The sequence below is a fragment of the Pollutimonas bauzanensis genome (assembly GCF_900129885.1).
GTDB lineage: Bacteria > Pseudomonadota > Gammaproteobacteria > Burkholderiales > Burkholderiaceae_B > Pollutimonas > Pollutimonas bauzanensis.
Map to the genome: position 1 here is coordinate 465,980 of NZ_FQXE01000003.1, position 21,969 is coordinate 487,948.

At 63.2% G+C, this 21,969-nt stretch carries 20 protein-coding genes; 11 read left to right on the forward strand and 9 right to left on the reverse strand.

All coding sequences use genetic code 11. The features are described 5' to 3' along the window. Positions 1-57: 57 nt before the first annotated feature. From BUB23_RS08065 to BUB23_RS08075, 3 genes are all read right to left on the reverse strand, one after another. The gene (locus tag BUB23_RS08065; protein WP_073102567.1) at positions 58-840 is read right to left on the reverse strand and encodes an exodeoxyribonuclease III; all 783 of its coding nucleotides are present in this window, start codon (positions 838-840) and stop codon (positions 58-60) included. Between the two features lie 33 nt (positions 841-873). Next, positions 874-1,671, reverse strand: coding sequence for a DODA-type extradiol aromatic ring-opening family dioxygenase (locus tag BUB23_RS08070; protein WP_073102568.1), 798 nt, complete (start codon positions 1,669-1,671; stop codon positions 874-876). A gap of 63 nt (positions 1,672-1,734) precedes the next feature. Beyond that, positions 1,735-2,136, reverse strand: a complete 402-nt coding sequence (locus BUB23_RS08075; protein ID WP_073102569.1) for a DoxX family protein — start codon at positions 2,134-2,136, stop codon at positions 1,735-1,737. Between the two features lie 121 nt (positions 2,137-2,257). Here BUB23_RS08075 and BUB23_RS08080 point away from each other — a divergent pair, with 121 nt between their 5' ends. Both BUB23_RS08080 and pyrE read left to right on the forward strand, forming a co-directional pair. Continuing rightward, the gene (locus BUB23_RS08080; protein ID WP_073102570.1) at positions 2,258-3,148 is read left to right on the forward strand and encodes a LysR substrate-binding domain-containing protein; all 891 of its coding nucleotides are present in this window, start codon (positions 2,258-2,260) and stop codon (positions 3,146-3,148) included. A gap of 34 nt (positions 3,149-3,182) precedes the next feature. Beyond that, positions 3,183-3,860, forward strand: a complete 678-nt coding sequence (gene pyrE, locus BUB23_RS08085; RefSeq protein WP_143160912.1) for an orotate phosphoribosyltransferase — start codon at positions 3,183-3,185, stop codon at positions 3,858-3,860. Positions 3,861-4,576: 716 nt separating this feature from the next. Here the strand turns inward: pyrE and gatB are convergent. The 3 genes from gatB to gatC are packed head-to-tail and all read right to left on the reverse strand — an operon-like array spanning position 4,577 to position 7,875. After that, on the reverse strand, positions 4,577-6,031 hold the full coding sequence (gatB, locus tag BUB23_RS08090) for an Asp-tRNA(Asn)/Glu-tRNA(Gln) amidotransferase subunit GatB (protein ID WP_073102572.1): 1,455 nt from the start codon (positions 6,029-6,031) through the stop codon (positions 4,577-4,579). Continuing rightward, positions 6,031-7,563, reverse strand: a complete 1,533-nt coding sequence (gene gatA, locus BUB23_RS08095) for an Asp-tRNA(Asn)/Glu-tRNA(Gln) amidotransferase subunit GatA (RefSeq protein ID WP_073102573.1) — start codon at positions 7,561-7,563, stop codon at positions 6,031-6,033. Before gatA ends, gatB begins: the two co-directional genes overlap by 1 nt. Before the next feature lie 3 nt (positions 7,564-7,566). Then, positions 7,567-7,875, reverse strand: a complete 309-nt coding sequence (gatC, locus tag BUB23_RS08100) for an Asp-tRNA(Asn)/Glu-tRNA(Gln) amidotransferase subunit GatC (RefSeq protein WP_073102574.1) — start codon at positions 7,873-7,875, stop codon at positions 7,567-7,569. Positions 7,876-8,099: 224 nt separating this feature from the next. On the opposite strand from gatC, the gene BUB23_RS08105 reads away from it, so the two are divergent. From BUB23_RS08105 to rodA, 5 genes are all read left to right on the forward strand, one after another. After that, positions 8,100-9,143 (forward strand): rod shape-determining protein, encoded by a 1,044-nt coding sequence (locus BUB23_RS08105; RefSeq protein ID WP_073102575.1) that lies wholly within the window; start codon positions 8,100-8,102, stop codon positions 9,141-9,143. A 72-nt stretch (positions 9,144-9,215) separates the two neighbouring features. Beyond that, complete coding sequence (gene mreC, locus BUB23_RS08110) at positions 9,216-10,106, forward strand: rod shape-determining protein MreC (RefSeq protein ID WP_073102700.1); 891 nt, start codon at positions 9,216-9,218, stop codon at positions 10,104-10,106. Between the two features lie 7 nt (positions 10,107-10,113). Continuing rightward, positions 10,114-10,662 carry a rod shape-determining protein MreD gene (gene mreD, locus BUB23_RS08115; protein WP_245801200.1) on the forward strand — a complete coding sequence of 183 codons (549 nt, stop codon included), beginning with the start codon at positions 10,114-10,116 and terminating at the stop codon, positions 10,660-10,662. A 27-nt stretch (positions 10,663-10,689) separates the two neighbouring features. Further along, positions 10,690-12,747: a penicillin-binding protein 2 gene (gene mrdA / locus BUB23_RS08120; protein ID WP_084135883.1), complete on the forward strand. Its 2,058-nt coding sequence runs from the start codon at positions 10,690-10,692 to the stop codon at positions 12,745-12,747. Beyond that, positions 12,744-13,880, forward strand: a complete 1,137-nt coding sequence (gene rodA, locus BUB23_RS08125) for a rod shape-determining protein RodA (RefSeq protein WP_073102577.1) — start codon at positions 12,744-12,746, stop codon at positions 13,878-13,880. The genes mrdA and rodA overlap by 4 nt, the downstream gene beginning before the upstream one ends. A 998-nt stretch (positions 13,881-14,878) precedes the next feature. Here the strand turns inward: rodA and mutY are convergent. The 3 genes from mutY to BUB23_RS08140 are packed head-to-tail and all read right to left on the reverse strand — an operon-like array spanning position 14,879 to position 17,549. Then, entirely contained in the window at positions 14,879-15,973 is a 1,095-nt protein-coding gene (gene mutY / locus BUB23_RS08130; RefSeq protein WP_073102578.1) for an A/G-specific adenine glycosylase, read from the reverse strand. Further along, positions 15,973-16,881, reverse strand: a complete 909-nt coding sequence (locus BUB23_RS08135) for a cell division protein FtsX (RefSeq protein WP_073102579.1) — start codon at positions 16,879-16,881, stop codon at positions 15,973-15,975. The genes mutY and BUB23_RS08135 overlap by 1 nt, the downstream gene beginning before the upstream one ends. Next, entirely contained in the window at positions 16,878-17,549 is a 672-nt protein-coding gene (locus BUB23_RS08140) for a cell division ATP-binding protein FtsE (protein ID WP_073102580.1), read from the reverse strand. The genes BUB23_RS08135 and BUB23_RS08140 overlap by 4 nt, the downstream gene beginning before the upstream one ends. Before the next feature lie 223 nt (positions 17,550-17,772). On the opposite strand from BUB23_RS08140, the gene BUB23_RS08145 reads away from it, so the two are divergent. The 4 genes from BUB23_RS08145 to BUB23_RS08160 all read left to right on the forward strand — a co-directional run bounded on the left by BUB23_RS08145 (position 17,773) and on the right by BUB23_RS08160 (position 21,962). Continuing rightward, positions 17,773-18,789 (forward strand): amino acid ABC transporter substrate-binding protein, encoded by a 1,017-nt coding sequence (locus tag BUB23_RS08145; RefSeq protein ID WP_073102581.1) that lies wholly within the window; start codon positions 17,773-17,775, stop codon positions 18,787-18,789. A gap of 86 nt (positions 18,790-18,875) precedes the next feature. Continuing rightward, positions 18,876-20,069 carry an amino acid ABC transporter permease gene (locus BUB23_RS08150; protein WP_073102582.1) on the forward strand — a complete coding sequence of 398 codons (1,194 nt, stop codon included), beginning with the start codon at positions 18,876-18,878 and terminating at the stop codon, positions 20,067-20,069. Continuing rightward, complete coding sequence (locus BUB23_RS08155) at positions 20,070-21,167, forward strand: amino acid ABC transporter permease (RefSeq protein ID WP_073102583.1); 1,098 nt, start codon at positions 20,070-20,072, stop codon at positions 21,165-21,167. It begins immediately after the preceding gene. 54 nt (positions 21,168-21,221) lie between these two features. Further along, positions 21,222-21,962 (forward strand): amino acid ABC transporter ATP-binding protein, encoded by a 741-nt coding sequence (locus tag BUB23_RS08160; protein ID WP_073102584.1) that lies wholly within the window; start codon positions 21,222-21,224, stop codon positions 21,960-21,962. The last annotated feature ends 7 nt before the right edge of the window (positions 21,963-21,969 follow it).

Here is a 21,969-nt window from a genome sequence, read left to right on the forward strand (position 1 = left end):
TAGCAGCTATGGCAAGCTGGCGGGCAAGGCGATAAGACCGCCCGCCCGCAACAGCTTTTATAGCGAGATGCCGTAATCTATCGTCAGCGGCGCATGGTCGCTGAAGCGCTGTTCTTTGTAGATCGACGCGGCTTTCGCCGTGGCGGCTATGTCCTTCGTGGCGATTTGATAATCGATGCGCCAGCCCACATTCTTGGCCCAGGCCTGCCCGCGGTTGCTCCACCATGTGTAGGCGTCGCCGGTCGCCTCGGGAAACAGCTGGCGGTAGACGTCCATCCAGCCCAGCTCGTCGAACACCTTGGTCAGCCAGGCCCTTTCTTCCGGCAGGAAGCCGCTGTTCTTCAGATTGCCTTTCCAGTTCTTCAGGTCGATTTCCTTGTGGGCGATGTTCCAGTCGCCGCACAGGATGACCTGGCGCCCGCATTTGGCAAGCTCGGCCAGGTGGCCGAAGAAATGCTCCATGAAGACATACTTGGCGGCCTGGCGGTGGTCGCCGCTGGAGCCCGACGGCAGGTATAGCGAGATTATCGACAGGTTCTCGTACACCAGCTCCAGGTAGCGGCCCTCCGCGTCGATTTCCGGCACGCCCAGGCCTTCTATGACCTGCAGCGGCTGGCGGCGGGCATACATGCCGACGCCGCTATAGCCTTTCTTTTCGGCATAGTGGAAATAGCCGTAATAGCCCGGAGGATTGAGCATGTCGGTCGTCATGTTGTCGACCTGGGCCTTGAGTTCCTGCATGCAGATGAAGTCGGCATCCTGCGATGCGATCCAGTCCAGGAAACCTTTGCTGACGGCCGAACGTATGCCGTTCAGGTTGGCTGATATCACGCGTAGCATCGTTTTACTCTCGAATCGAATGAAGCGTAGACTTTAACCGAAGCGGAAGCTCGATGCCGTGATGCCCGCAAATGCCTGGCTTTCATGATATACACAGGCTGCCGCGTCGCTTTCAGCGGCCCCGGCGGCCACCATGAGGGGAATCAGGTGGTCTTCGCGGGGGTGCGCCAGGCGGGCGGCGGGGGCGCTCGTCCAGCGCTCGAGAAGCCCGGCGCGCTGTTCCGGCGGCGCATCCAGCAATACCTGCTGCAGCCAGGCGTCGAACTGCGCGGATGCCGCGGAGCCGCCGCCATAGATCTGGCGCAGATTATGGTAGCTGAGGCCGCTGCCGACGATGAGCACGCCTTCCTTGCGCAGCGGCGCGAGCGCCCGGCCCGCGGACAGGTGCAGCGCCGGGTCGTAGCCGGCGTCGATGGACAGCTGGACCATGGGAACGTCGGCCTCGGGGTACATGACGAATGCCGGGACGAAAGCCCCGTGATCGAACCCGCGGGTTGTATCGGTGTCGGCCGCCAGCCCGGCATCCGACAGCAGCTGCGCCACGCGGCCGGCCAGTTCGGGCGAGCCCGGCGCGGGGTACTGTATTTCGTAGGTATGCGCCGGAAAGCCGTAATAGTCATAGAGCATGGATGGGCTGGGGCTGCCCATGACGGCGAAGGCCCCCCGGGTTTCCCAATGGGCGGAGACCATCAGGATGGCATTCGGCTTGCTGCCGATTTGCCTGGGGATGTCGGCCAGGGATGCGGCCAGCCTGGCGTTGCTGGCCTGCATCTCAGGAATATAGGGCCACGGGCCGCCGCCGTGCGAAACAAAATAAACGGGGAGCTTCATGATGTGTTCCGGGTAGCCCCGGCCTGGCCGGCCGGGGCTGGGGTCAGGATTGCAGGGCGAGCCTCAAGCCTTGCGGCGCAAGGCGTCCACGCTCCATGGGCCGGGGCCGGCGAAGACTATGTACAGGAAAATGAAGCAGAACAGCACGGCGGTCTCGCCGCCGTTCAGCAGGGGCAGCAGGAGGCTGCCCTTGGCGGCGACGTGCCCGATGAAATAGGCCGCGGCGGTAAAGCCGGACGCGATGAATGCGGCAATCCGCGAGAACAGGCCGATGACCAGCAGGGCGCCGAAAACCAGCTCGATGAGCCCCGCGACACCGGACAAGGACGCGATGGGCACGCCGGACATTTGTGTGGCGGGAATGCTCAATATCTTGGTGGTGCCGTGCGCCAAAAGCAGATAGCCGCTGACAATGCGCAGGATGCTGAGCACGCGGGGAGTCCAGATGGTGCAGTAGTTCGTCATGATGATATCCCGAAGATTATGGAGTTGAAAAAGTCAATGATCCGTAGCAAGAAAGTTTAATGAATAATCCATAAGAAATATACGCCAGTATTATTATTAATTCATTTCCAAAGAGGAAACGATGGATACCTTGCTCAGCTTGCGCGTATTCTGTGAAATCGCCGCCGCCGGCAGTTTTGTCGCCGCGGCCCATAGGCTGTCGCTGTCCGCGCCCATGGTCAGCAAGCACATGGCGCATCTGGAACGCGAGCTCGGCGTGCGGCTGCTAAACCGCACCAGCCGGCGCGTCAGCCTGACCGAAGCCGGGAACCTGTATCACGAACAGTGCCGCGCCGCGCTCGAAACCCTGGAGCTCGCGGCCGCCGCGATTGGCCGCAGCGTCGAAGCCCCGCGCGGCGCGTTGAAGGTCACGGCCCCCGTCTGGTTCGCCAATCCGCGCGTCGTCCAGACCATGGCCGCCTATCAGAAGCAGTATCCCGACGTCATGCTGGACCTGCGGTTTTCCAATCGCAAGGTGGACCTGGCGGCCGAGGGCTACGACCTGGCCTTGCGCGTGACGCGCGATCCCTCGCCCCATTTGATCGTGCGCCGGATCTGCGCCATCCAGTTCCATCTCGTGGCGGCGCCGGCTTATTTCAAAAGCGCCGGCACGCCGGAAAGCCTGGCGGACCTGGCCGGCTATGGCGCCATTCTGCCCAGCTATCTGGAGACCGAGGGTTTCGAATTCGAGGGACCGAAGGGCAAGGTGCTGATACGCCTGGCGCCGTTGATGAAGTCCGATGATTCCACGTATTCTTACCATGCGGTCCGGGCCGGCGTAGGCATAGGTTTTTTGCCCGGCTGGCTGGTCGACGAGGATCTGGCCTCGGGCAGCCTGGTCCAGGTGCTGCCGCAATACCGTCAGGCGCCGCAGGAACTGTATGCCACTTATATCAGCCGCAAATATCTGACGCCCAAAGTACGCACTTTCATCGATTTTGTGACGCAATCGCTGGGCGGCCCCCGATTATGATCGATAATGTCGCTTTTCCTTTCCTTGACTGATCATGGCCGACTCCTCGCACCGTACCGATTTCGTTCGCTTTTCCCTGGACCAGGGTGTCTTGAAGTTCGGCCAATTCAAGGTCAAATCGGGACGCATGAGCCCATATTTCTTCAATGCGGGCTTGTTCAATTCGGGTTTTTCAGTGGGGCGCCTGGCCCAGTTCTATGCCCAGGCCCTGGTGGATTCGGGCATCGCCTTCGACATGTTGTTCGGGCCGGCCTACAAGGGCATTCCCCTGTCGACGGCGACGGCGGTGGCGCTGGCGAATCATCCAGGCCGGGGCGGGCGCGATGTGCCCTTCGCTTTCAACCGCAAGGAAGCCAAGGACCACGGCGAGGGCGGCATACTGGTCGGCGCGCCTTTGCGGGGCAAAGTGGTGATCATCGACGATGTGATCACGGCCGGCACTTCGGTGCGCGAGTCGGTCGAGATCATCCGCCAGGCGGGCGCCGAGCCCGCGGCGGTGTTGATAGCGCTGGACCGCATGGAGCGCGCGGGCCCGGATGACGCTTTGTCGGCGCATTCGGCGGTGCAGGATGTGGCCAATACCTACGGCATTCCCGTGGTCAGCATCGCATCGCTGGCGGATATCATGGCGCTGCTGGAGGACGATGCCGGCCTGGCCGAGCACCGGGCGGCGGTCGCGGAGTATCGGGCGAGGTACGGGGTATCTTCGTAGCGCTTCTTTTGGCGTGCCGTCGCGCCACCAGGTCCCCAGGACCCGACCCACTGCGCATCATCCGCTTGCCAGGCCGCTGGGACGGGTAGGGTGCTTGGCATTTTTCTGTGGTGTCGGCGGCTGGCCGAAGATCTTGCGGGGCCGCCAAAAAGTCGATCCCCGCCGGATCGCCTTTTGGCATTCGGGTTGATCGGTTGGCAGGCTGTTGTTATTAATCGCCAGATGCCGTTCATGGTGTTTTTGATCTCAAGCGCAATACAACATCGTAGGACATACCAGCCCCAATGCCTGGCGCGGGCCGGCTGGCGGCCCGCGCCAGGCGAGCGTGCAAGCTCTTCCGCCACTCGCAACCATCGCGCAAGAATGCCAAGCATCCAGTCCGTCCCGGCAGAGGTACAAAACCCGCGATGCAGTCGTTGGCGCGGTGGTGGAAGGTAGCGGTCCGTCCGGGGCCGAGCGAGCCGATCGTGAAGGGAGCGCGAAGGCGCGGACGAACTAGGCGAGGCGGGGTCCGGCGCGCTGGGCGCCGGACCAGGCAACGCGGACCGCTACCTTCCACCACCGCGACAGCGGCGTGTCAAGAACCCGCAGCCGTGCCAAGAACCCGCAGAACCCGCAGCCACGCCAAGACAAGCCCGCATCTGAAAAGGAGCGTATTCAGAACGATGGACTTCCCGCAAGAACCACCAACCAAGAATCCCCGTACCCCAAAACCCTCAGCCCAGCTTCTCCTTGAGCAGATCATTGACCTGCTGCGGATTGGCCTTGCCCTTGGCCGCCTTCATCACCTGGCCGACCAGCGAATTGAAGGCCTTCTGCTTGCCCGCCCGGAACTCCTCGACAATGGCGGGATTGGCCGCCAGCACCTCGTCTATCATCGCGCCGATCGCGCCGCTGTCGCTGATCTGCTTCAGGCCGCGGGCCGCGATGATGGCGTCGGCGTCGCCGCCATTCTCGCCCGTCCACATGGCGGCGAACACATCGCGCGCCATTTTGTTTGAAATCGTGCCATCGATGATGCGCGCCAGCAGCGCAGCCAGGGCGGCGGGCTTGATCGGGCTTTGCCCGATGTCGATCTCGTCGCGGTTCAGCGCCGCCGACAGCTCCCCCAGTACCCAGTTGGCGGCCAGCTTGGCCTGGCCCTGGGGCAACCGGCCCGCGGCCTCCTCGAAATAGTCCGAACTGGCGCGGCCCATGGTCAACTGGGCGGCATCGTAGCTGCTCAGACCCAGCTCGCGCTCGAAGCGCAGGCGCTTTTGGGCGGGCAGCTCCGGCATCGCGTCTATGACCCGCGCTATCCATTCAGGCTCGATCACCAGCGCCGGCAGGTCGGGGTCGGGGAAATAGCGGTAATCGTGCGAGTCTTCCTTGCTGCGCATGCTGCGTGTTTCGTCGCGCTCCGAATCATACAGGCGGGTTTCCTGCACGACCTTGCCGCCGTCCTCGATAAGCTCGATCTGGCGGCGGACCTCGTAAAGAATCGCGCGTTCCAGGAAGCGGAAGGAATTCACGTTCTTGACCTCGCTGCGCGTGCCCAGCTCCTGCTGGCCCTTGGGCCGCACGGAGACATTGGCATCGATGCGGAACGAGCCTTCCTGCATATTGCCGTCGCAGATGCCGAGCCAGACGACCAGCCCGTGCAGGGCGCGCGCATAGGCCACCGCTTCGGCGGCCGAGCGCATTTCGGGCTCGGAGACGATTTCCAGCAAAGGCGTGCCGGCGCGGTTCAGGTCTATGCCCGTGGACGATTCGCCATGCGGCCCGGTGAAGTTCTCGTGCAGGGATTTGCCCGCATCTTCCTCGAGGTGGGCGCGCGTCAGGTTGACGGTCTTTTCCTCGTCGCCCACGAAGAAGCTGATGGTGCCGCCCTGCACGACCGGAATCTCGAACTGGCTGATCTGGTAGTTTTTGGGCAAGTCCGGATAAAAATAGTTCTTGCGGGCAAAGATCGAGCGCGGCGCAATGTGCGCGCCGACCGCCAGCCCGAACTGGATGGCGCGCTCGACGGCGCCCTGGTTCAGGACCGGCAGGCTGCCCGGCAGCGCCATGTCGACTTCATTGGCCTGCGTATTGGGGGCCGCGCCGTAGCGGGTGCTGCTGTCAGAAAAAATCTTGGATTCGGTGGAAAGCTGCGTGTGCGTTTCCAGCCCGATGACGATTTCCCATTCCATTATTGCTGTCCCGGTTTGCGTTGGTGCCAGTCGGTGACCTGCTGAAAGCGGTCCGCTATGGCCAGGAGGCGGCCCTCGTTGAAATAATTGCCGATGATCTGCAGACCGACGGGCAGGGGGCGCGCGGGGCCGCCAAAGCCGCAAGGTATGGACATGGCGGGAAGGCCGGCCAGGCTGACGCCCAGCGTGTAGACATCGGCCAGCCAGTCGGCGGTGGGGTCTTCGCGGTTGTCGCCGATATGCTTGGCCACGCCGGGAGTCACCGGCCCCATGATGACGTCGCAATGCTGGCTGAACGCCTGCCGGAAATCATTGGCGATCATGCGGCGCACGCGTTGCGCCTGCAGGTAATAGGCGTCGTAGTAGCCGTGTGAGAGCACGTAGGTGCCCACCATGATGCGCCGCATGACCTCGGCGCCGAAGCCTTCGGTGCGCGAGCGGCTGGTCATCTCGGCCAGGTCGCGGTATTGGGCGGCGCGGTGGCCGTAGCGCACGCCATCGTAGCGCGACAGGTTGCTCGATGCTTCGGCCGGCGCGATGACGTAGTAAGTGGGAATCGACAGTTCGGTGAGAGGCAGCGAAATGCCGACGCGCACCGCGCCCAGGGATTCGAACGTCAGCAAGGCGGCTTCGACGGCCGCGGCCACATCGGCGGCCAGCCCCCCATTGAAGAATTCCGCGGGCACCCCTATGCGCAGGCCCTTCAGGGCTTGCGCGCCGGCGGCGTCCTGCGCCTGGACGGCGGCGTCGAAGTCGGCGCGTATGCGTCCCGGGGCGTTGTCCACCCCGTCGCAGGTCTCGAGGCTGGTCGAGTCGCGCGCGTCGAAGCCGCTCATGGGGTCCAGCAGTTCGAGCAGGTCCCGGGCGTGGCGGGCTATGGGGCCGGCCTGGTCCAGGCTGGAACCGTAGGCGATCATGCCGAAACGCGAAACCGTGCCGTAGGTGGGCTTGATGCCGCTGACGCCGCACAGGGCGGCGGGCTGGCGCACGGAGCCGCCGGTGTCGGTGCCCGTGGCGGCCATGACCAGGCCGGCGGCCACCGCCGCCGCCGAGCCGCCCGAGGAGCCGCCCGGCACGGCGCTGTGGTCCCAGGGGTTCCTGACCGGCCCGAAAGCCGAGTTTTCATTGCCCGAACCCATGGCGAATTCGTCGCAGTTGAGCTTGCCTATCGACACCGCGCCGGCCTGTTGCAGGCGGCTCACCACGGTGGCATCGAAGGGGCTGACATAGCCGGCCAGGATTTTACTGGCGGCGGTGGTGCGCCAGCCCTGTGTAACGAACACATCCTTGTGGGCGATGGGTATGCCGGCCAGGGGCGCGGCCAGCCCGCCGGCGAGCAGCTTGTCGGCCGCATCGGCCTGGGCCAGCGTCAGTTCGGGGTCGATATGCAGGAAGGCATTCAGGCTGGTGTCGGCCTGGGCGGCGTCGAGCGCGCTGGCCGCCAGTTCGCGGGCGCTGAGCTTGCGTTCCCGCAAGGCGCCGCGCAGGGATGCGATGCTGCCGAATTCGGTGTGCAGAGGTGTGCTTGACATGGATTACTCGATAACCGTGGGGACCAGGAACAGGCCATCGTCCTCGGCGGGGGAGTTTGCCATCAGGGCCTGGCGCTGGGCGAGCGTGCTGGTGGGGGCGGCGGCGTCCGGCCGCAGGCGCAGGCGGATTTCCTGGTGCGCCGACAGGGGATGGGCCATGGGTTCGACGCCCGCGGTGTCAACGGCCTGCAATTTCTCGATCAGGCCTAGCATGCCGTCCAGGTCGTGCTGGGCGCGGGCGGTTTCGCCGGGCGAAAGTTCTATGCGTGCGAGCCGGGCGATCCGGGCCACATCTTGCTGGGTAATTGCCATTGGTGTCTTAAATAGAAGGGAATCCAGATCGAATGTAGTAACTTGCAACGTCCAGGGAACTCGTTGGTTACAGAACATAATATGCTGTTATTCGACCTTATCAAATGGGAATTATAAGTTATCATTGTTGGTTTAATTCGCTAGCCAAATTTTGGCTCCCGCTTAGGCGGTGGAAACATTTCCGAATTAACTATTTTTTTCAATCCTGATTTCACTGAGCGCCCATGTTCGGATTCCTGCGTAGTTATTTCTCCACCGATATGGCGATCGATCTCGGTACCGCCAATACCCTGATTTATGTTCGCGGCAAGGGCATTGTGCTGGACGAACCTTCGGTCGTCGCCATCCGCCATGAAGGCGGCCCCAATGGCAAAAAGATAATCCAGGCGGTCGGCCGCGAGGCCAAGCAGATGCTGGGCCGGGTGCCGGGCAACATCGAGGCCATCCGCCCCATGAAAGACGGCGTGATCGCCGACTTCACGGTCACCGAGCAGATGCTCAAGCAATTCATACGCATGGTGCATCCGCGCAGCATGTTCGCCCCCAGCCCGCGCATCATCGTCTGCGTCCCCTGCGGCTCCACCCAGGTCGAGCGCCGCGCCATCCGCGAATCGGCGCTGGGCGCGGGGGCCAGCCAGGTATATCTCATCGAAGAGCCCATGGCTGCGGCCATAGGGGCCGGGCTGGCCGTCTCGGACGCCAGCGGCTCCATGGTGGTGGATATCGGCGGCGGCACCACCGAAGTGGCGATCATCTCCCTGGGCGGCATGGTCTATAAGGGCTCGGTGCGGGTGGGCGGCGATAAATTCGACGAATCCATCATCAATTACATACGCCGCAACTACGGCATGCTGATAGGCGAGCCCACGGCCGAACTCATCAAGAAGCAAATCGGCTCCGCCTTCCCGGGTTCCGAAATCCGCGAGATCGAAGTCAAGGGCCGCAACCTGTCTGAAGGGGTGCCGCGCAGCTTCACGGTTTCTTCCAACGAAATCCTGGAATCCCTCACCGACCCGCTCAACCAGATCGTATCGGCGGTCAAGACCGCCCTGGAGCAGACTCCCCCCGAACTCGGCGCCGACATCACCGACAAGGGCATTGCGCTGACCGGCGGGGGCGCGCTGCTGCACGACCTGGACCGCCTGCTGCAGGAAGAAACCGGCTTGCCCGTGGTGGTTGCAGACGATCCCCTCACCTGCGTGGTGCGCGGCTGCGGCGAGGCGCTCGAACACCTGGAGCGCCTTGGCACGGTATTCATTTACGATTAAATCCGGTTCGGCAAGAAAGCCGGGCGTCCATTCATGGGCGCCGGGAAGATCAAGGCGCTTTGCGACTATCCCATGCAAGAAAATGGCACGATAAGGCTATTCAAGCGCGGTCCCACCGTTGAATTCCGCCTGTTCGTGTTCGTCGTCCTGGCCCTCAGCCTGCTGCTCGTCGATTCCCGCTGGCGCGTCCTGGACCCCGCCAGGCAGGCCATCTCGGTCGTGCTGTATCCCTTCCAGCGCCTGATGCTCGCGCCGCGCGACGCCATCGAACACATCAACAACTGGACCGATGCGGCGGCGCTGGCGCGCACCGAGAAGGAAGCCCTGCAGCGCCAGCGCATCGAACTGGCCCAGATATCCACCCACGCGGCCCAGCTGGCGGCTGAAAACGAGCAATTGCGGCGCCTGCTCAAAGTCGCCGACGCGGTGACCCAGCCGTCGGTGGCGGTCGAGGTGTTCTACGAGCCCCCCAATGCCTTTTCGCATCATCTGGTTTTCAACAAGGGTTCATCCAGCGGCATTCGTCCCGGCATGCCGGTGATCGATGAGGGCGGCATCGTGGGGCAGGTGGTGCGGGTCACGCCCTTCACCTCCGAAGCCGCTTTGCTTACGGACGACAAAGTGTCCATTCCGGTCCAGGTGCTGCGCAATGGGCTGCGCCTGATTGCTTTTGGTGGTAATGTCTCGGGCAAGGTCGAGGTGCGCTATCTGACCGCCAATGTCGACCTCGAACCCGGCGATACGCTGGTTACCAGCGGCATCGGCGGCCTGTTTCCGGCCGGGCTGTCCGTTGCCAAGGTCGACCGGGTCGACCGCGATGCGGCCTCGGGCTTTGCCCTGGCCGTCGCCACGCCCTTGTCTCATCCTGAAAGGCACCGTCATTTCCTGGTCCTGCGCGTCGATGTGTCGACGCCGGAGCCCACTCAAGAGAGTTCCCCGAATGGTTCGCAAGCCGGACAATAGAGCCCCGATGGCGGGGCACAGGCGTTCATCGCTGAGTTCGCTGCAGCCCATCGACAGTTCGCCTTTCAAGCGCCCGTCCGGTCCAGTCTTCATCTGGATCACGCTGCTGCTCGTCTGGCTCATCTCTCTTCTGCCGTGGCGCTTGTGGCAGCCCGCGCCCGATTTGCTGCTGCTGGTGATCGCCTTCTGGTGCCTGCACGAGCCGCAACGCGTCAATATGCTGGCGGCATTCTGCTTCGGCCTTTTCATGGACGTGCACGATGGCGCCCTGATGGGCGAGCAGGCGCTCACCTACACCCTGGTCGCATACGGCGCGCTGCTGCTCAGCCGCAGGCTGCAGCGCTTCAACTCCATCATCCAGGCGATACACATGGTCCCGGTCTTCGTGCTGGCCGAGGCGGTGGCGCGCCTGGCCCACGCCTGGCTGGCCGGCGAGTGGACGGGATGGCAGTGGCTGTGGTCGGCGTTGTTCACCGCGGCGCTGTGGCCTCTCGCCGATGTGCTGCTGCACATGCCGCAGCGGCGCCTGGACGAAACCGAGTCGGGCTCGGCCTAGCCCGCGCGGCGCCGGCGCTCATCACTTATGTTCGAGTTCAAGAAAACCACACATAACCAGAAACGGCGGATTTTCATCCGCGTCTGGGTGGCGGGCATCTTTGCCTTGCTGTGCTTTGGCGCGCTGGTCGGCCGCCTCTGGTTCCTGCAGGTGGTGCGCTACGAGGGCCTGGCCGCGCGCGCAGACCAGAATCGGATAGCGGTCGTTCCCATTCCGCCGCGGCGCGGGGAAATCGTCGATCGCAATGGCGTGGTGCTTGCCCGGAACTACCGCGACTACACGCTTTCGGTCATACCGGCCAATGTCGAGACCGACATGAACGAGATGCTGGACTCGCTGGGGCAACTGGTCTATCTGAGCCACAGCGATCGCCGCCGGTTCTTCCAGCACATCAGCCAGAATGGCCGCTATACGCCGGTGCTGCTGCGCAATAATCTGAACGATACGGAAGCGTCCTGGTTTGCGGCGCATTCCTACAAGTTCCCCGGCGTCGAACTGAGCGCGCGCTGGGTCCGGGAATATCCGCAGGGAGAATCGGCGGCCCATGTGCTGGGCTATGTGGGCAGGATTTCCGAGGGCGATCTCGCCAAGCTCGAAGAGGAAGGCAAGCTGGGCAATTACCGCGGCAGCAACACCATAGGCAAGAAGGGCATAGAAAAGACCTGGGAAGAGGCCTTGCATGGACGCACGGGCGTGGAAGAGGTCGAGGTGACGGCGTCGGGGCGCCCGGTGCGCACCCTGAGCCGCATAGATCCGGTGCCGGGGTCCGACCTGGTGCTGTCCATCGATATCGGCCTGCAGAAAGAGGCGGAAAGGCAATTCGCGGGCAAGCGCGGCGCGCTGGTGGCCATAGAGCCCAAGACCGGCGATGTGCTGGCATTTGTGTCGGCGCCTTCCTTCGACCCCAATCTTTTCATAGACGGCATCGATGTCGAAAGCTGGCGCAAGCTGAATGAATCGCCCGACCATCCGCTGATCAACCGGCCGCTGTATGGCACCTATCCGATAGGTTCGACCTACAAGCCGTTTGTCGGCCTGGCGGCGCTCGAACTGGGCAAGCGCACGGCGACCCAGCGCGTTTCGGATCCCGGCTATTTCGAATTCGGCGGGCAGCGCTTTCGCAACGCGGGCGGCGCCGCGTACGGGCCTACCGACCTGCACCGCGCCATCGTCGTGTCTTCGGATACGTATTTTTTCTCCCTCGGGCCGGAGATCGGCGTGAACGCCTTGCACGACTTCAGCAAGCAATTCGGCTTCGGGCAGATCACGGGCATCGACCTGGAAGGCGAGCGCCGCGGCGTATTGCCCTCCACCGAATGGAAGCGCCAGGCATACAAAAAACCGGCGCAGCAGCGCTGGTACGCGGGTGAAACGGTGTCGGTGGCGGTGGGACAGGGCTACAACGCCTTTACCCTGTTGCAGCTGGCCCAGGCGACGGCCGTGCTGGCGAACGACGGGACATATATGAAGCCGCACTTGGTAAGCCTGGTTGAAAACCCCCAGAGCGGCAAGACGACCCGCACGGTGACCAAGCCGTCCTACACGATAGCGTTGAAGCCGGAGAACCTGAATGTCATACGCAACGCCATGGCGGATGTGATGCGCAAGGGCACGGCGCGCAGGGCTTTTGCCGGAGCGTCCTATCAGGCCGCCGGCAAGACCGGCACGGCCCAGGTGTACAGCCTGAAAGGGGCGAAATACAGCGCCGCGGTCAGCGAGCGTTTGCGCGACCACGCCTTGTTCATGGCTTACGCCCCCGTGGAAGATCCGCAGATCGCCGTGGCGCTGATCATAGAGAACGGCGGCTGGGGGGCGACGGTCGCCGCCCCGGTGGCGCGCACGGTATTCGATTATTGGCTTTCGGCGGAACGCCTGGCCAGCGACCGCTATCCCGGCCTTCCGGCGGCGGCGCCGGAAGAAGCGGCCGCCGGCGAAGAGGAAGGGGCCAGCGGCGAATCGCTGGATGCCGTGGCGCGCCCCGAGGACCTGCCCGAGACGGCGGAGGACAACGACGCGGCCGAGCCGGATGACGAGCCCGCGCCCAAATCCTCCGCTATGCGGACTCAATCGCGGGGTACTCCATGAAGCGTATTGTGCAGTGGGCCATCAAGGCCCTCACGGCCTTCGACTGGCCCTTGCTGGCGCTTTTGATCCTGATGGCGGTGCTGGGCATGACCGTCATGCATTCGGCGGTGGGCGGAACCGACTGGCGCTTTGCCGACCAGTTGCGCAATTTCCTGATCGCCTTCGCCTGCCTGTGGCTGGCGGCGATGACGCCGCCTCCCGTGCTCATGCGCCTGGCGCCTTATTTTTATGTCATCGGCGTCGTGCTGCTGCTGGGCGTGGAATTCTTTGGCGAAACGAGCAAGGGCGCGACGCGCTGGCTGAACCTGGGGGTGGTGCGCATACAGCCGTCCGAAATGCTGAAGATTTCGGTGCCCTTGATGCTGGCCTGGTATTTCCATCGCAACCAGGGCCGCCTGCGGGTGCTCGATTTTTTCGTGGCGGGCGTGCTGCTGGTGATCCCCTTTTCCTTGATCGTGCTGCAGCCCGACCTGGGCACGGCCCTGCTGGTGTTCGCCTCGGGGTTCTGCGTCATTTATTTCGGCGGCCTGTCTTTCAAGTTGCTGATGCCGATTGCGTTTCTGATGGTGGTGGGGGTGGGCACGCTGGTCTATTACGAGGGCCAGATATGCCAGCCCGGTGTGGATTGGGTGATTCTGCACGATTACCAGAAGTACCGGGTGTGCACGCTTCTGGACCCCAGTTCCGATCCCCTGGGCAAGGGTTTTCATACGATACAGTCTATGATCGCGGTGGGTTCTGGCGGGGTTTACGGCAAGGGCTATATGCTGGGCACCCAATCCCACCTGGATTTCATTCCGGAGCGCACGACGGACTTCATTTTCGCGGTTTACGCCGAGGAATTCGGGCTGTATGGCGGAATCATGCTTCTGGTGCTGTATGCCTTGCTGATCCTGCGCGGGCTGGCGATCGCGGCGCGCGCCCATACGCAGTTCGGGCGGCTGCTGGCGGGGTCGATGTCCATGATGTTTTTTGTGTATGTTTTCGTGAATGTGGGGATGGTGACGGGGATACTCCCTGTGGTGGGGGTGCCGCTGCCTTTCATGAGCTACGGCGGAACGGCTTTGCTGACGCTGGGGATAGCTTGCGGGATATTGATGAGCATCAGCCGTTATCGTCCCGTGCGGCAGTGACGGGCTCCGCGTTTCATTTGGCGGCTTCTTCAATTCTTTGGTCAGCAGCTACCGGAATGAAGAAATGCCGCGTATGCAAACCGTTACAGCGTTCTAGATCTGGCGCTGTGGGTTGGTGTGGATCATGGTGTTCTTGACCTGACGCTGTGGGGTTGTATCGGAGGTCTAGTTCTAAACCCGTCGCCGTGGGCGGGTGTGGGCTGGGCTCAATATCGCTGCGGTCCCGGGCTTCGCCCGTGACTGCCCGCGCAGTCAACCTGTTTCCGGGCGCCCGCGAACTCGCGGAACGGACAGCCCCCGGCTGTCCGTAAGCGTCTCGCTCAGACAAGCGCGGGCTTGCCTCCCGGAAACAGGCCGCCTGCGCGGCTTGCTCAACATTTCGCCCAACCCACACCCGCCCACGGCGCCTGGACATCGGGTTGATGGGACGGCTGCTGGTATCGGGTCATACCCGCCCCAATGCCCAAGCGGGCCGGCTGGCGGCCCGCGCAGGGCGAGCGCGCAAGCTCTTCTGCCAGCCGCAACCATTACGCAAGAATGCCAAGCACCCAGCCCGTCCCAGCAGAGATCCAAAACTCGCGATGCAGTCGTTGGCGCGGTGGTGGAAGGTAGCGGTCCGTCCGGGGCCGAGCGAGCCGGCCGCGAAGGAAGCGCGAAGGCGCGGACGAGCGAGGCGAGGCGGGGTCCGCCGCGCAGGGCGGCGGACCAGGCAACGCGGACCGCTACCTTCCACCACCGCGCCAGCGGCGTGTTAAGGACACCCCCAACAGCCAAGCAGCGTGTTAAGCATAAGCCGGCGCAGCGTATAAAGCATAAAGCCAGCGGCGTGTTAAGGACACCCCCAACAGCCAAGCGGCGTGTTAAGCATAAGCCAGCACAGCGTGTTAAGCATAAAGCCAGCGGCGTGTTAAACACAAAAACACTCGCCAATGCACGACAGCGGCATGTAAAACACTTGCTGCGCCGGCATCAGCAAGGCGGCAAGCGCCACTGCCGCTCTATAGATCGAACAGGCCGCCCAGGATCTTCCTGACTGGGGCGGGCAGGGCGGTGGAGGCCAGCTTTTCCACCGGCACCCACGCCTGGCGCGGCCCTGGCTCGGCAACCACGGTTGCGGCGCATTGCACATACCAGGGCTCTATGTGCAGCTTGAAATGGGTGAAGGTATGCAAAAGGCCCGCCATCTTCTGCGCCTGATTGCTGGGCTGGCCCCAATTGCTACAGGCGACTTCCAATGCCGAAGCGTCGCCATATTGCGGCAAGCTCCACAAGCCGCCCCATATGCCCGGCGACAACTGCTGTTCCAGCAGAATGCTTCCCGCCTGGTGCAGGACGCTCCCCTCTTGGTGCAAAATCAGCATCTTGCACTCGCGCTCCGGGCTGGCCTTCTTCTGCTTCGGCGTGGGAAGCTCGTGCTGCACGCCATGGGCATAGGCATAGCACCCCGCCTGCAAAGGGCAGCGGGCGCAGTCCGGGCGCCCGCGCGTACAGCAGTCCGAGCCCAGGTCCATCAGCCCCTGCGTATAGGCGGCCATGTCCAGAGCGGCGGGGGCGGCTTGCACGGCCTCCTCGGCCGTCTTCCACAGCAGCTGCTCCGTGGCGCGCTGGCTGCTTACGCCATAAATGCCGAAATAGCGCGTGAATACACGTTTGACGTTGCCGTCCATGATGGGGCTGCGCGTGCCATAGGCGAAGGCCGCGATGGCCGCCGCGGTCGACCGGCCTATGCCCGGCAAGGTGGCGATCTGCTCGGGAGTGTCCGGAAACCGTCCGTCCCAATGGGCGGCGAGCTCCTGGGCGCAGCGATGCAGATTGCGCGCGCGGGCATAGTAGCCCAGCCCCGCCCAGTAAGGCATGACCTCGTCCTGGCTGGCCCGCGCCAGGGCGGGAATGTCGGGGAAGCGGGACAGGAAGCGCTCGTAATAGCCCACGACCGTGGCCACCTGCGTCTGCTGCAGCATGATTTCCGACAGCCATATCCGGTAGGCGTCGCGCGTGCCCTGCCATGGCAGGTGGTGGCGGCCGTGCCGCTTTTGCCACTCGACGACGGCGCCGGCGAACTCGGCCAGCCGCGGTTCCTGGTTCAAGAACATCAGAAGCGGGTATTGCGCGTCACGGACCAGCGCGCCGACAAGGCGGCCAGGATGGCCACGATCACGACCGCCAATAGCAGGTTGAGGCTTTCGGGCAGGCGCAAGACCACCTGCGTGCCATAGCTATTGGCCAGGCGCGCCAGCGCCGCGTTCAGCGGGTTGAGCGCCAGCGCGGAAAGGGCGATGGCGACCAGGCAGGAAATCACGCCGGTCAGGGCGCCAAGGTACAGGAAAGGGCGGCGCACGAAGGATTCCGTCGCGCCCACCAGCCGCGCCACGCCGATTTCTTCGCGCTGGGTAAGAGCCTGCATGCGCACCGTGTTGAACACCGTGGCCAGCACCACCAGCGCCACCCCGATGGCCAGCAGCCCCAGGCCGATGCGCACGAAGCCGAGTATGGCCTCCAGCCGCCGGACCCACTCGCTGTCCAGCTGCACCGAATCGACGTGATCGAGCTGGCGCCATTCCTGCGCCAGCGCGCTGGCCTGTTTGGCCAGGCCGGCGCTTTCGTGCAGGGTGACCACGACCGCGTCGGGCAGGGGATTGCTGGGCAGCACCGAAAGGGCGTCGGCCCAGGAGGGATTGGCCTTGAGCGTCTTGAGGGCGTCTTCGCGCGCCACGACCCGCACGGCCTGGATCTCCTGGGGGTGCTCGTCCTGCAGCCGCCGGGCCAGCTGGGCGGCGCTGCCGGCCGCCGCTCCCGGCTGCAGGAACAGCGTCACTTCGGGCGACACCGGAATCTGCCTGACTACGGGCTGCGCCGATACCAGCACCGAGGCGGCGATAATCGGAATCGCCAGGGTCAGGCTGATGACCAGGATATTGGAGAGTGATGAAAAAGGCTGGGACCAGAGGCGGCGCAAGGCCACCAGGCAGGCATAGCGATGTTGGCGCAGCCAGCGGCTCATTGCTTCACCCCCGGCGTGTCGGTGAACCGGCCCGCATCGATGCGCAAGGTGCGCGATGTGTAGGCGGCCATGAGCGCCTGGTCGTGCGAGGCGATCAAGGTAGTCACGCCCACGCGGTTGAAGTCGCGGAACACCTCCATGATGCGCCGGGCGCTTTCCTGGTCCAGGTTGGCGGTGGGTTCGTCGGCGATCAGGATCGCGGGACGGTTGACGATGGCGCGCGCGATCGCCAGGCGCTGCTGTTCGCCGCCCGACATTTCGATGGGATTGAGGTCTTCCTTGCCGGACAGCCCCACTTTTTCCATGGCGGCGCGCGCCCGCGTGCCGGCCAGCCGGGTTTCCAGCCCGGCTACGGCCAGGGGCAGCAGCACATTGTTGATGGCGTTGCGGTCGTACAGAAGATGGGTGTCCTGCAGGATGACGCCCACGGCGCGCCGCAGGTAGGGGCGCGCGCGCGACGGCATCTTGTCGATGCGGTGGCCATTGACATGCACCGTGCCCCGGCTGGGCGGCTCCAGGCCGCCTATCAGTTTCAGCAGGGTGGACTTGCCGGCGCCCGAAGGGCCGGAGACGAAGACGAATTCGCCGGGCTCGACCCGGAAATTGATATCCGCCAGGATATTCCGCCCACGCCCGTACGATTTAAAAACGTGCTGAAATTCGATCATAGTGACATAAGTGTTAAGGCCTGCCTTATAGTAAAGGCTTACCGGCTGCCGGGCGAGCGCATAGATGCAGAGTATAGCGAGTGTCAGGGGGGTCGGCCCCAGGCGTCGCAAGGGATATCCCCCATGTTTTTAATGGATACCAACGGCTACGATTCGAACGCTAGCGGCACAAGCGTAATTGTATGCCGTGTTAATCAATTCGAACCAACGCAAGGAATGATCCATGAAACTAATTAAAGCGGCCGCGCTGGGCGCATCGCTGTTTTTCTTTGCCGCTGCGTCCAATGCCGGCGAAACCCTGGACGCCGTCAAGAAAAAGGGCTTTGTCCAGTGCGGCGTACACACCGGGCTGCCCGGTTTTTCCCTGGCCAACAGCAAAGGCGAATGGACCGGCATCGACGTCGATCTTTGCAGGGCCGTAGCTGCCATGATGTTCGGCGACGCCAAGAAATACAAGGCGGTGGCGCAGACTACCCAGCAACGCTTCACGGCGCTGCAGTCGGGCGAAATCGATGTGCTGACGCGCAACACGACGGCAACCATGACGCGCGACACCACACTGGGCCTGATGACGCCGGGCATCAACTATTACGACAGCCAGGGCATCATGGTCAAGACCAGCCTGGGTGTGAAAAGCGCCAAGGAACTGGGCGGCGCCGCGATCTGCGTGCAGCCTGGCACCACGACGGAACTGAACCTGGCCGACTGGTTCCGTTCCAACAAGCTGGAATTCAAGCCCGTGGTCATCAACAACCCCGACGAAGCCATGCGTTCGTACGAGGCGGGCCGCTGCGATGCCTACACCACGGACAAATCCGGCCTGGCCACGACGCGTTCCACCCTGTCCAAGCCTGACGACCATGTCATCCTGCCCGAGGACTTCTCCAAAGAGCCCCTGGGCCCCATGGTGCGCCAGGGCGACGACCCCTGGTTCATGGTGGTGCGCTGGGCCCTCAACACCATGCTCGAAGCCGAAGAGTACGGCATTACCTCCAAGAACGTCGATGAAATGGTCAAAAGCCCCAATCCCAACATCCAGCGCATTCTGGGTGTGACCGGCGAAATGGGCAAGGGCCTTGGGCTGGACAATAAATGGGCGTATAACATCATCAAGCAAGTCGGTAATTACGGCGAATCTTTCGCGCGCAATATCGGCACGGATTCGCCCATGAAGCTGGAGCGCGGCCTGAATGCGCAATGGCGCGACGGCGGTTTGATGTACGGCTGGCCGGTACGCTAGGCGGGTAGCCTCTGCAAGAAGGCCGGGCCGCGACGGCCCGGCTTTTGAAAAAGGGGAGTGCTGCGTCAGGGTCCCCAAACGATTCAATGTTTATGACGACGAAAAAAACACCTTTGCCTCAGGCGCCCAAACGGCGTTTATCATGGAATGACCCTGGCGTCAGGGCCATCATTTATCAGGGGCTGATACTGGGGATCGTGGGCCTCGCGGTCTGGTATCTGGTTTCCAATACGCTTTACAATCTGGCCGCGCGCAATATATCGACCGGTTTCGGCTTCGTGAATCGCGAGGCCGGCTTCGCCATCGGCGAATCCATCATTCCGTATACCCCGGCCGATACCTACGGCCGCGCCATCTGGGTGGGCCTGATCAATACCCTGCGCGTCTCCGTGGTGGGCATCATCGCCGCCACCTTGTTCGGCACATTGCTGGGCATCGCGCGCCTTTCCAAAAACTGGCTGCTGTCGCGCGTCGCCAGCGCCTATATCGAAGTCATGCGCAACATCCCCTTGTTGCTGCAGCTGTTTTTCTGGTACGCCATCATCACCGAAAGCATGCCCGGGCCGCGCCAGGCCCTGCATCCTTTGCCCGGGGTATTCATTTCCAACCGGGGCCTGAAACTGCCGTCCTTGCAGGGCGATGCGCTGGACTGGATGGTGGCGGGGCTGGCCCTGGCCATCGTCGGCATCGTGGTCATCGCGCATTGGGCCAGGAAGCGCCAGGACGCGACCGGCAAAATCTTTCCGCTGGTGCGCGTGGGGCTGGCCCTGCTCATCGCCCTGCCCGTCGCGGGCTGGCTGCTCAGCGGCGCGTCGCTCACGGTCGAGCTGCCGGAGCTCAAGGGCTTCAATTTCATCGGCGGCTTGTCGATGTCGCCCGAATTCACCGCGCTGCTGGCCGGGCTGGTGATGTACACCTCCGCCTTCGTGGCCGAAGTCGTGCGCTCCGGGATACAGTCGGTCAACCAGGGGCAATGGGAAGCGGCGGGCGCCATAGGCTTGTCCCGCGCCCGCATGCTGCGCCTGGTCATCCTGCCGCAGGCCCTGCGCGTCATCGTGCCGCCCATGACCAGCCAGTACCTGAATCTCACCAAGAACAGTTCGCTGGCCGTGGCTATCGGCTACCCCGACATCGTCTCGGTGGTCAATACCACCCTGAACCAGACGGGCCAGGCGATCGAGGGCATCCTGATCATCATGGCGGCCTACCTGACCGTGAGCCTGTCGATCTCGATCTTCATGAACTGGTATAACAAGCGCATTGCGCTGGTGGAGCGCTAAATGAGCCTGAATACCTCGACAGCGCCCGGCCTTCCGCCGCCTGCCGCCCATCAAGGCGTCATGGCGTGGATGCGGGCCAGCCTGTTTTCATCGCCCCTGAACACACTGCTCACCGTCCTGGTGGCGTGGCTGCTGCTGATGATAGTGCCCGCCATGGTCGAATGGCTGTTCATCCGCGCCAATTTCGACGCCGCCAACGCCCAGGAATGCCGCGCTTCCGGCGGCGCCTGCTGGGCCTTCATCGCCGAAAAGCACCGCCTGATCCTCTTCGGCATTTATCCCTACGATGAGCAGTGGCGGCCACTGCTGGCCAGCATCGTTCTGGTCGCCGTGATCGCCTGCAGCTGCGTGCGCTGGTTCTGGAAGCCATCGCTGCTCCTGATCTGGGTCGTCGCCCTGAGCGCCGTGGCGCTCTTGATGTGGGGCGGCGTCTTCGGCCTGACCTACGTGGAAAACGACAGGTGGGGCGGCCTGCCGCTGACCTTGATACTCGCCACCTTCGGCATCGCCTTCGCCTTTCCGCTGGGCCTGCTGCTCGCTCTGGGCCGGCGTTCGCACATGCCCGCGGTCAAGGCATTGTGCGTGATCTACATCGAGCTCATACGCGGCGTGCCGCTGATCAGCCTGCTGTTCATGTCCTCGGTCATGCTGCCTCTGTTCCTGCCGGAAGGCTTCAGCATAGACAAGCTGCTGCGCGCCCAGATCGCCATCATCCTCTTTGCCGCGGCCTACGTGGCGGAAACCGTGCGCGGCGGCCTGCAGGCCATACCCAAAGGCCAGTACGAGGGCGCCGATTCGCTGGGCCTGAGCTACTGGCAGCAGATGCGCAAGATCATCCTGCCGCAGGCCCTCAAGGTAGTGATACCGCCGCTGGTGGGGATTTTCATCTCGCTGTTCAAGGATACCTCCCTGGTCGTCATCATCGGCATCTTCGACCTCACGCAGGCCGCCAAGACCGCCGTCGCCGACGCGGCCTGGCGCGGCTTCAGCGCCGAGGCCTACCTGTTCATCGCATTCATTTATTTCATTTTCTGCTTTTCGATTTCCCGCTACAGCCAGTCGCTGGAAAAGCACTTGCGCACGGGATATCAGCGGTGACCAACATCACATGTGCAACCGTGCGGGCGCAGATTCAAACAAGGGAGTACAGACATGTCTGAGGCCATTATCCGCCTGGAGGATGTCAACAAGTGGTTCGGGCAGTTTCATGTCCTGCGCAACATCAATCTCGATGTGGGGCGGGGCGAAAGGATAGTCATCTGCGGGCCCTCGGGCTCCGGCAAGTCCACCATGATACGTTGCATCAATCGCCTGGAAGAACACCAGCAGGGCACCATCATCGTCGACGGCGTCGAGCTCACCAACGACCTCAAGCAGATCGAGGCCATACGCCGCGACGTCGGCATGGTGTTCCAGCATTTCAATCTTTTTCCGCACCTGACGGTCCTGGAGAACCTGACGCTGGGTCCGGTATGGGTGCTCAAGAAATCACGCGCCGAAGCCGAAGCGGCGGCCATGAAGTACCTGGAACGGGTGCGCATTCCGGACCAGGCCGCCAAGTATCCGGGCCAGCTTTCCGGCGGCCAGCAACAGCGCGTGGCGATTGCGCGTTCCCTGTGCATGAGCCCCAAGATCATGCTGTTCGACGAACCCACTTCGGCGCTGGACCCCGAGATGGTCAAGGAAGTGCTGGACGTGATGGTGGGCCTGGCCGAAGAGAGCGGGATGACCATGCTGTGCGTGACGCATGAAATGGGCTTCGCGCGCAAGGTCGCCGACCGGGTCATTTTCATGGACCAGGGCGAAATCATCGAAGAAAACACGCCGGACGCCTTCTTTGACAACCCCCAGAACGAGCGCACCAAGCTGTTCCTGAGCCAGATTCTGCATTAAGCCGATC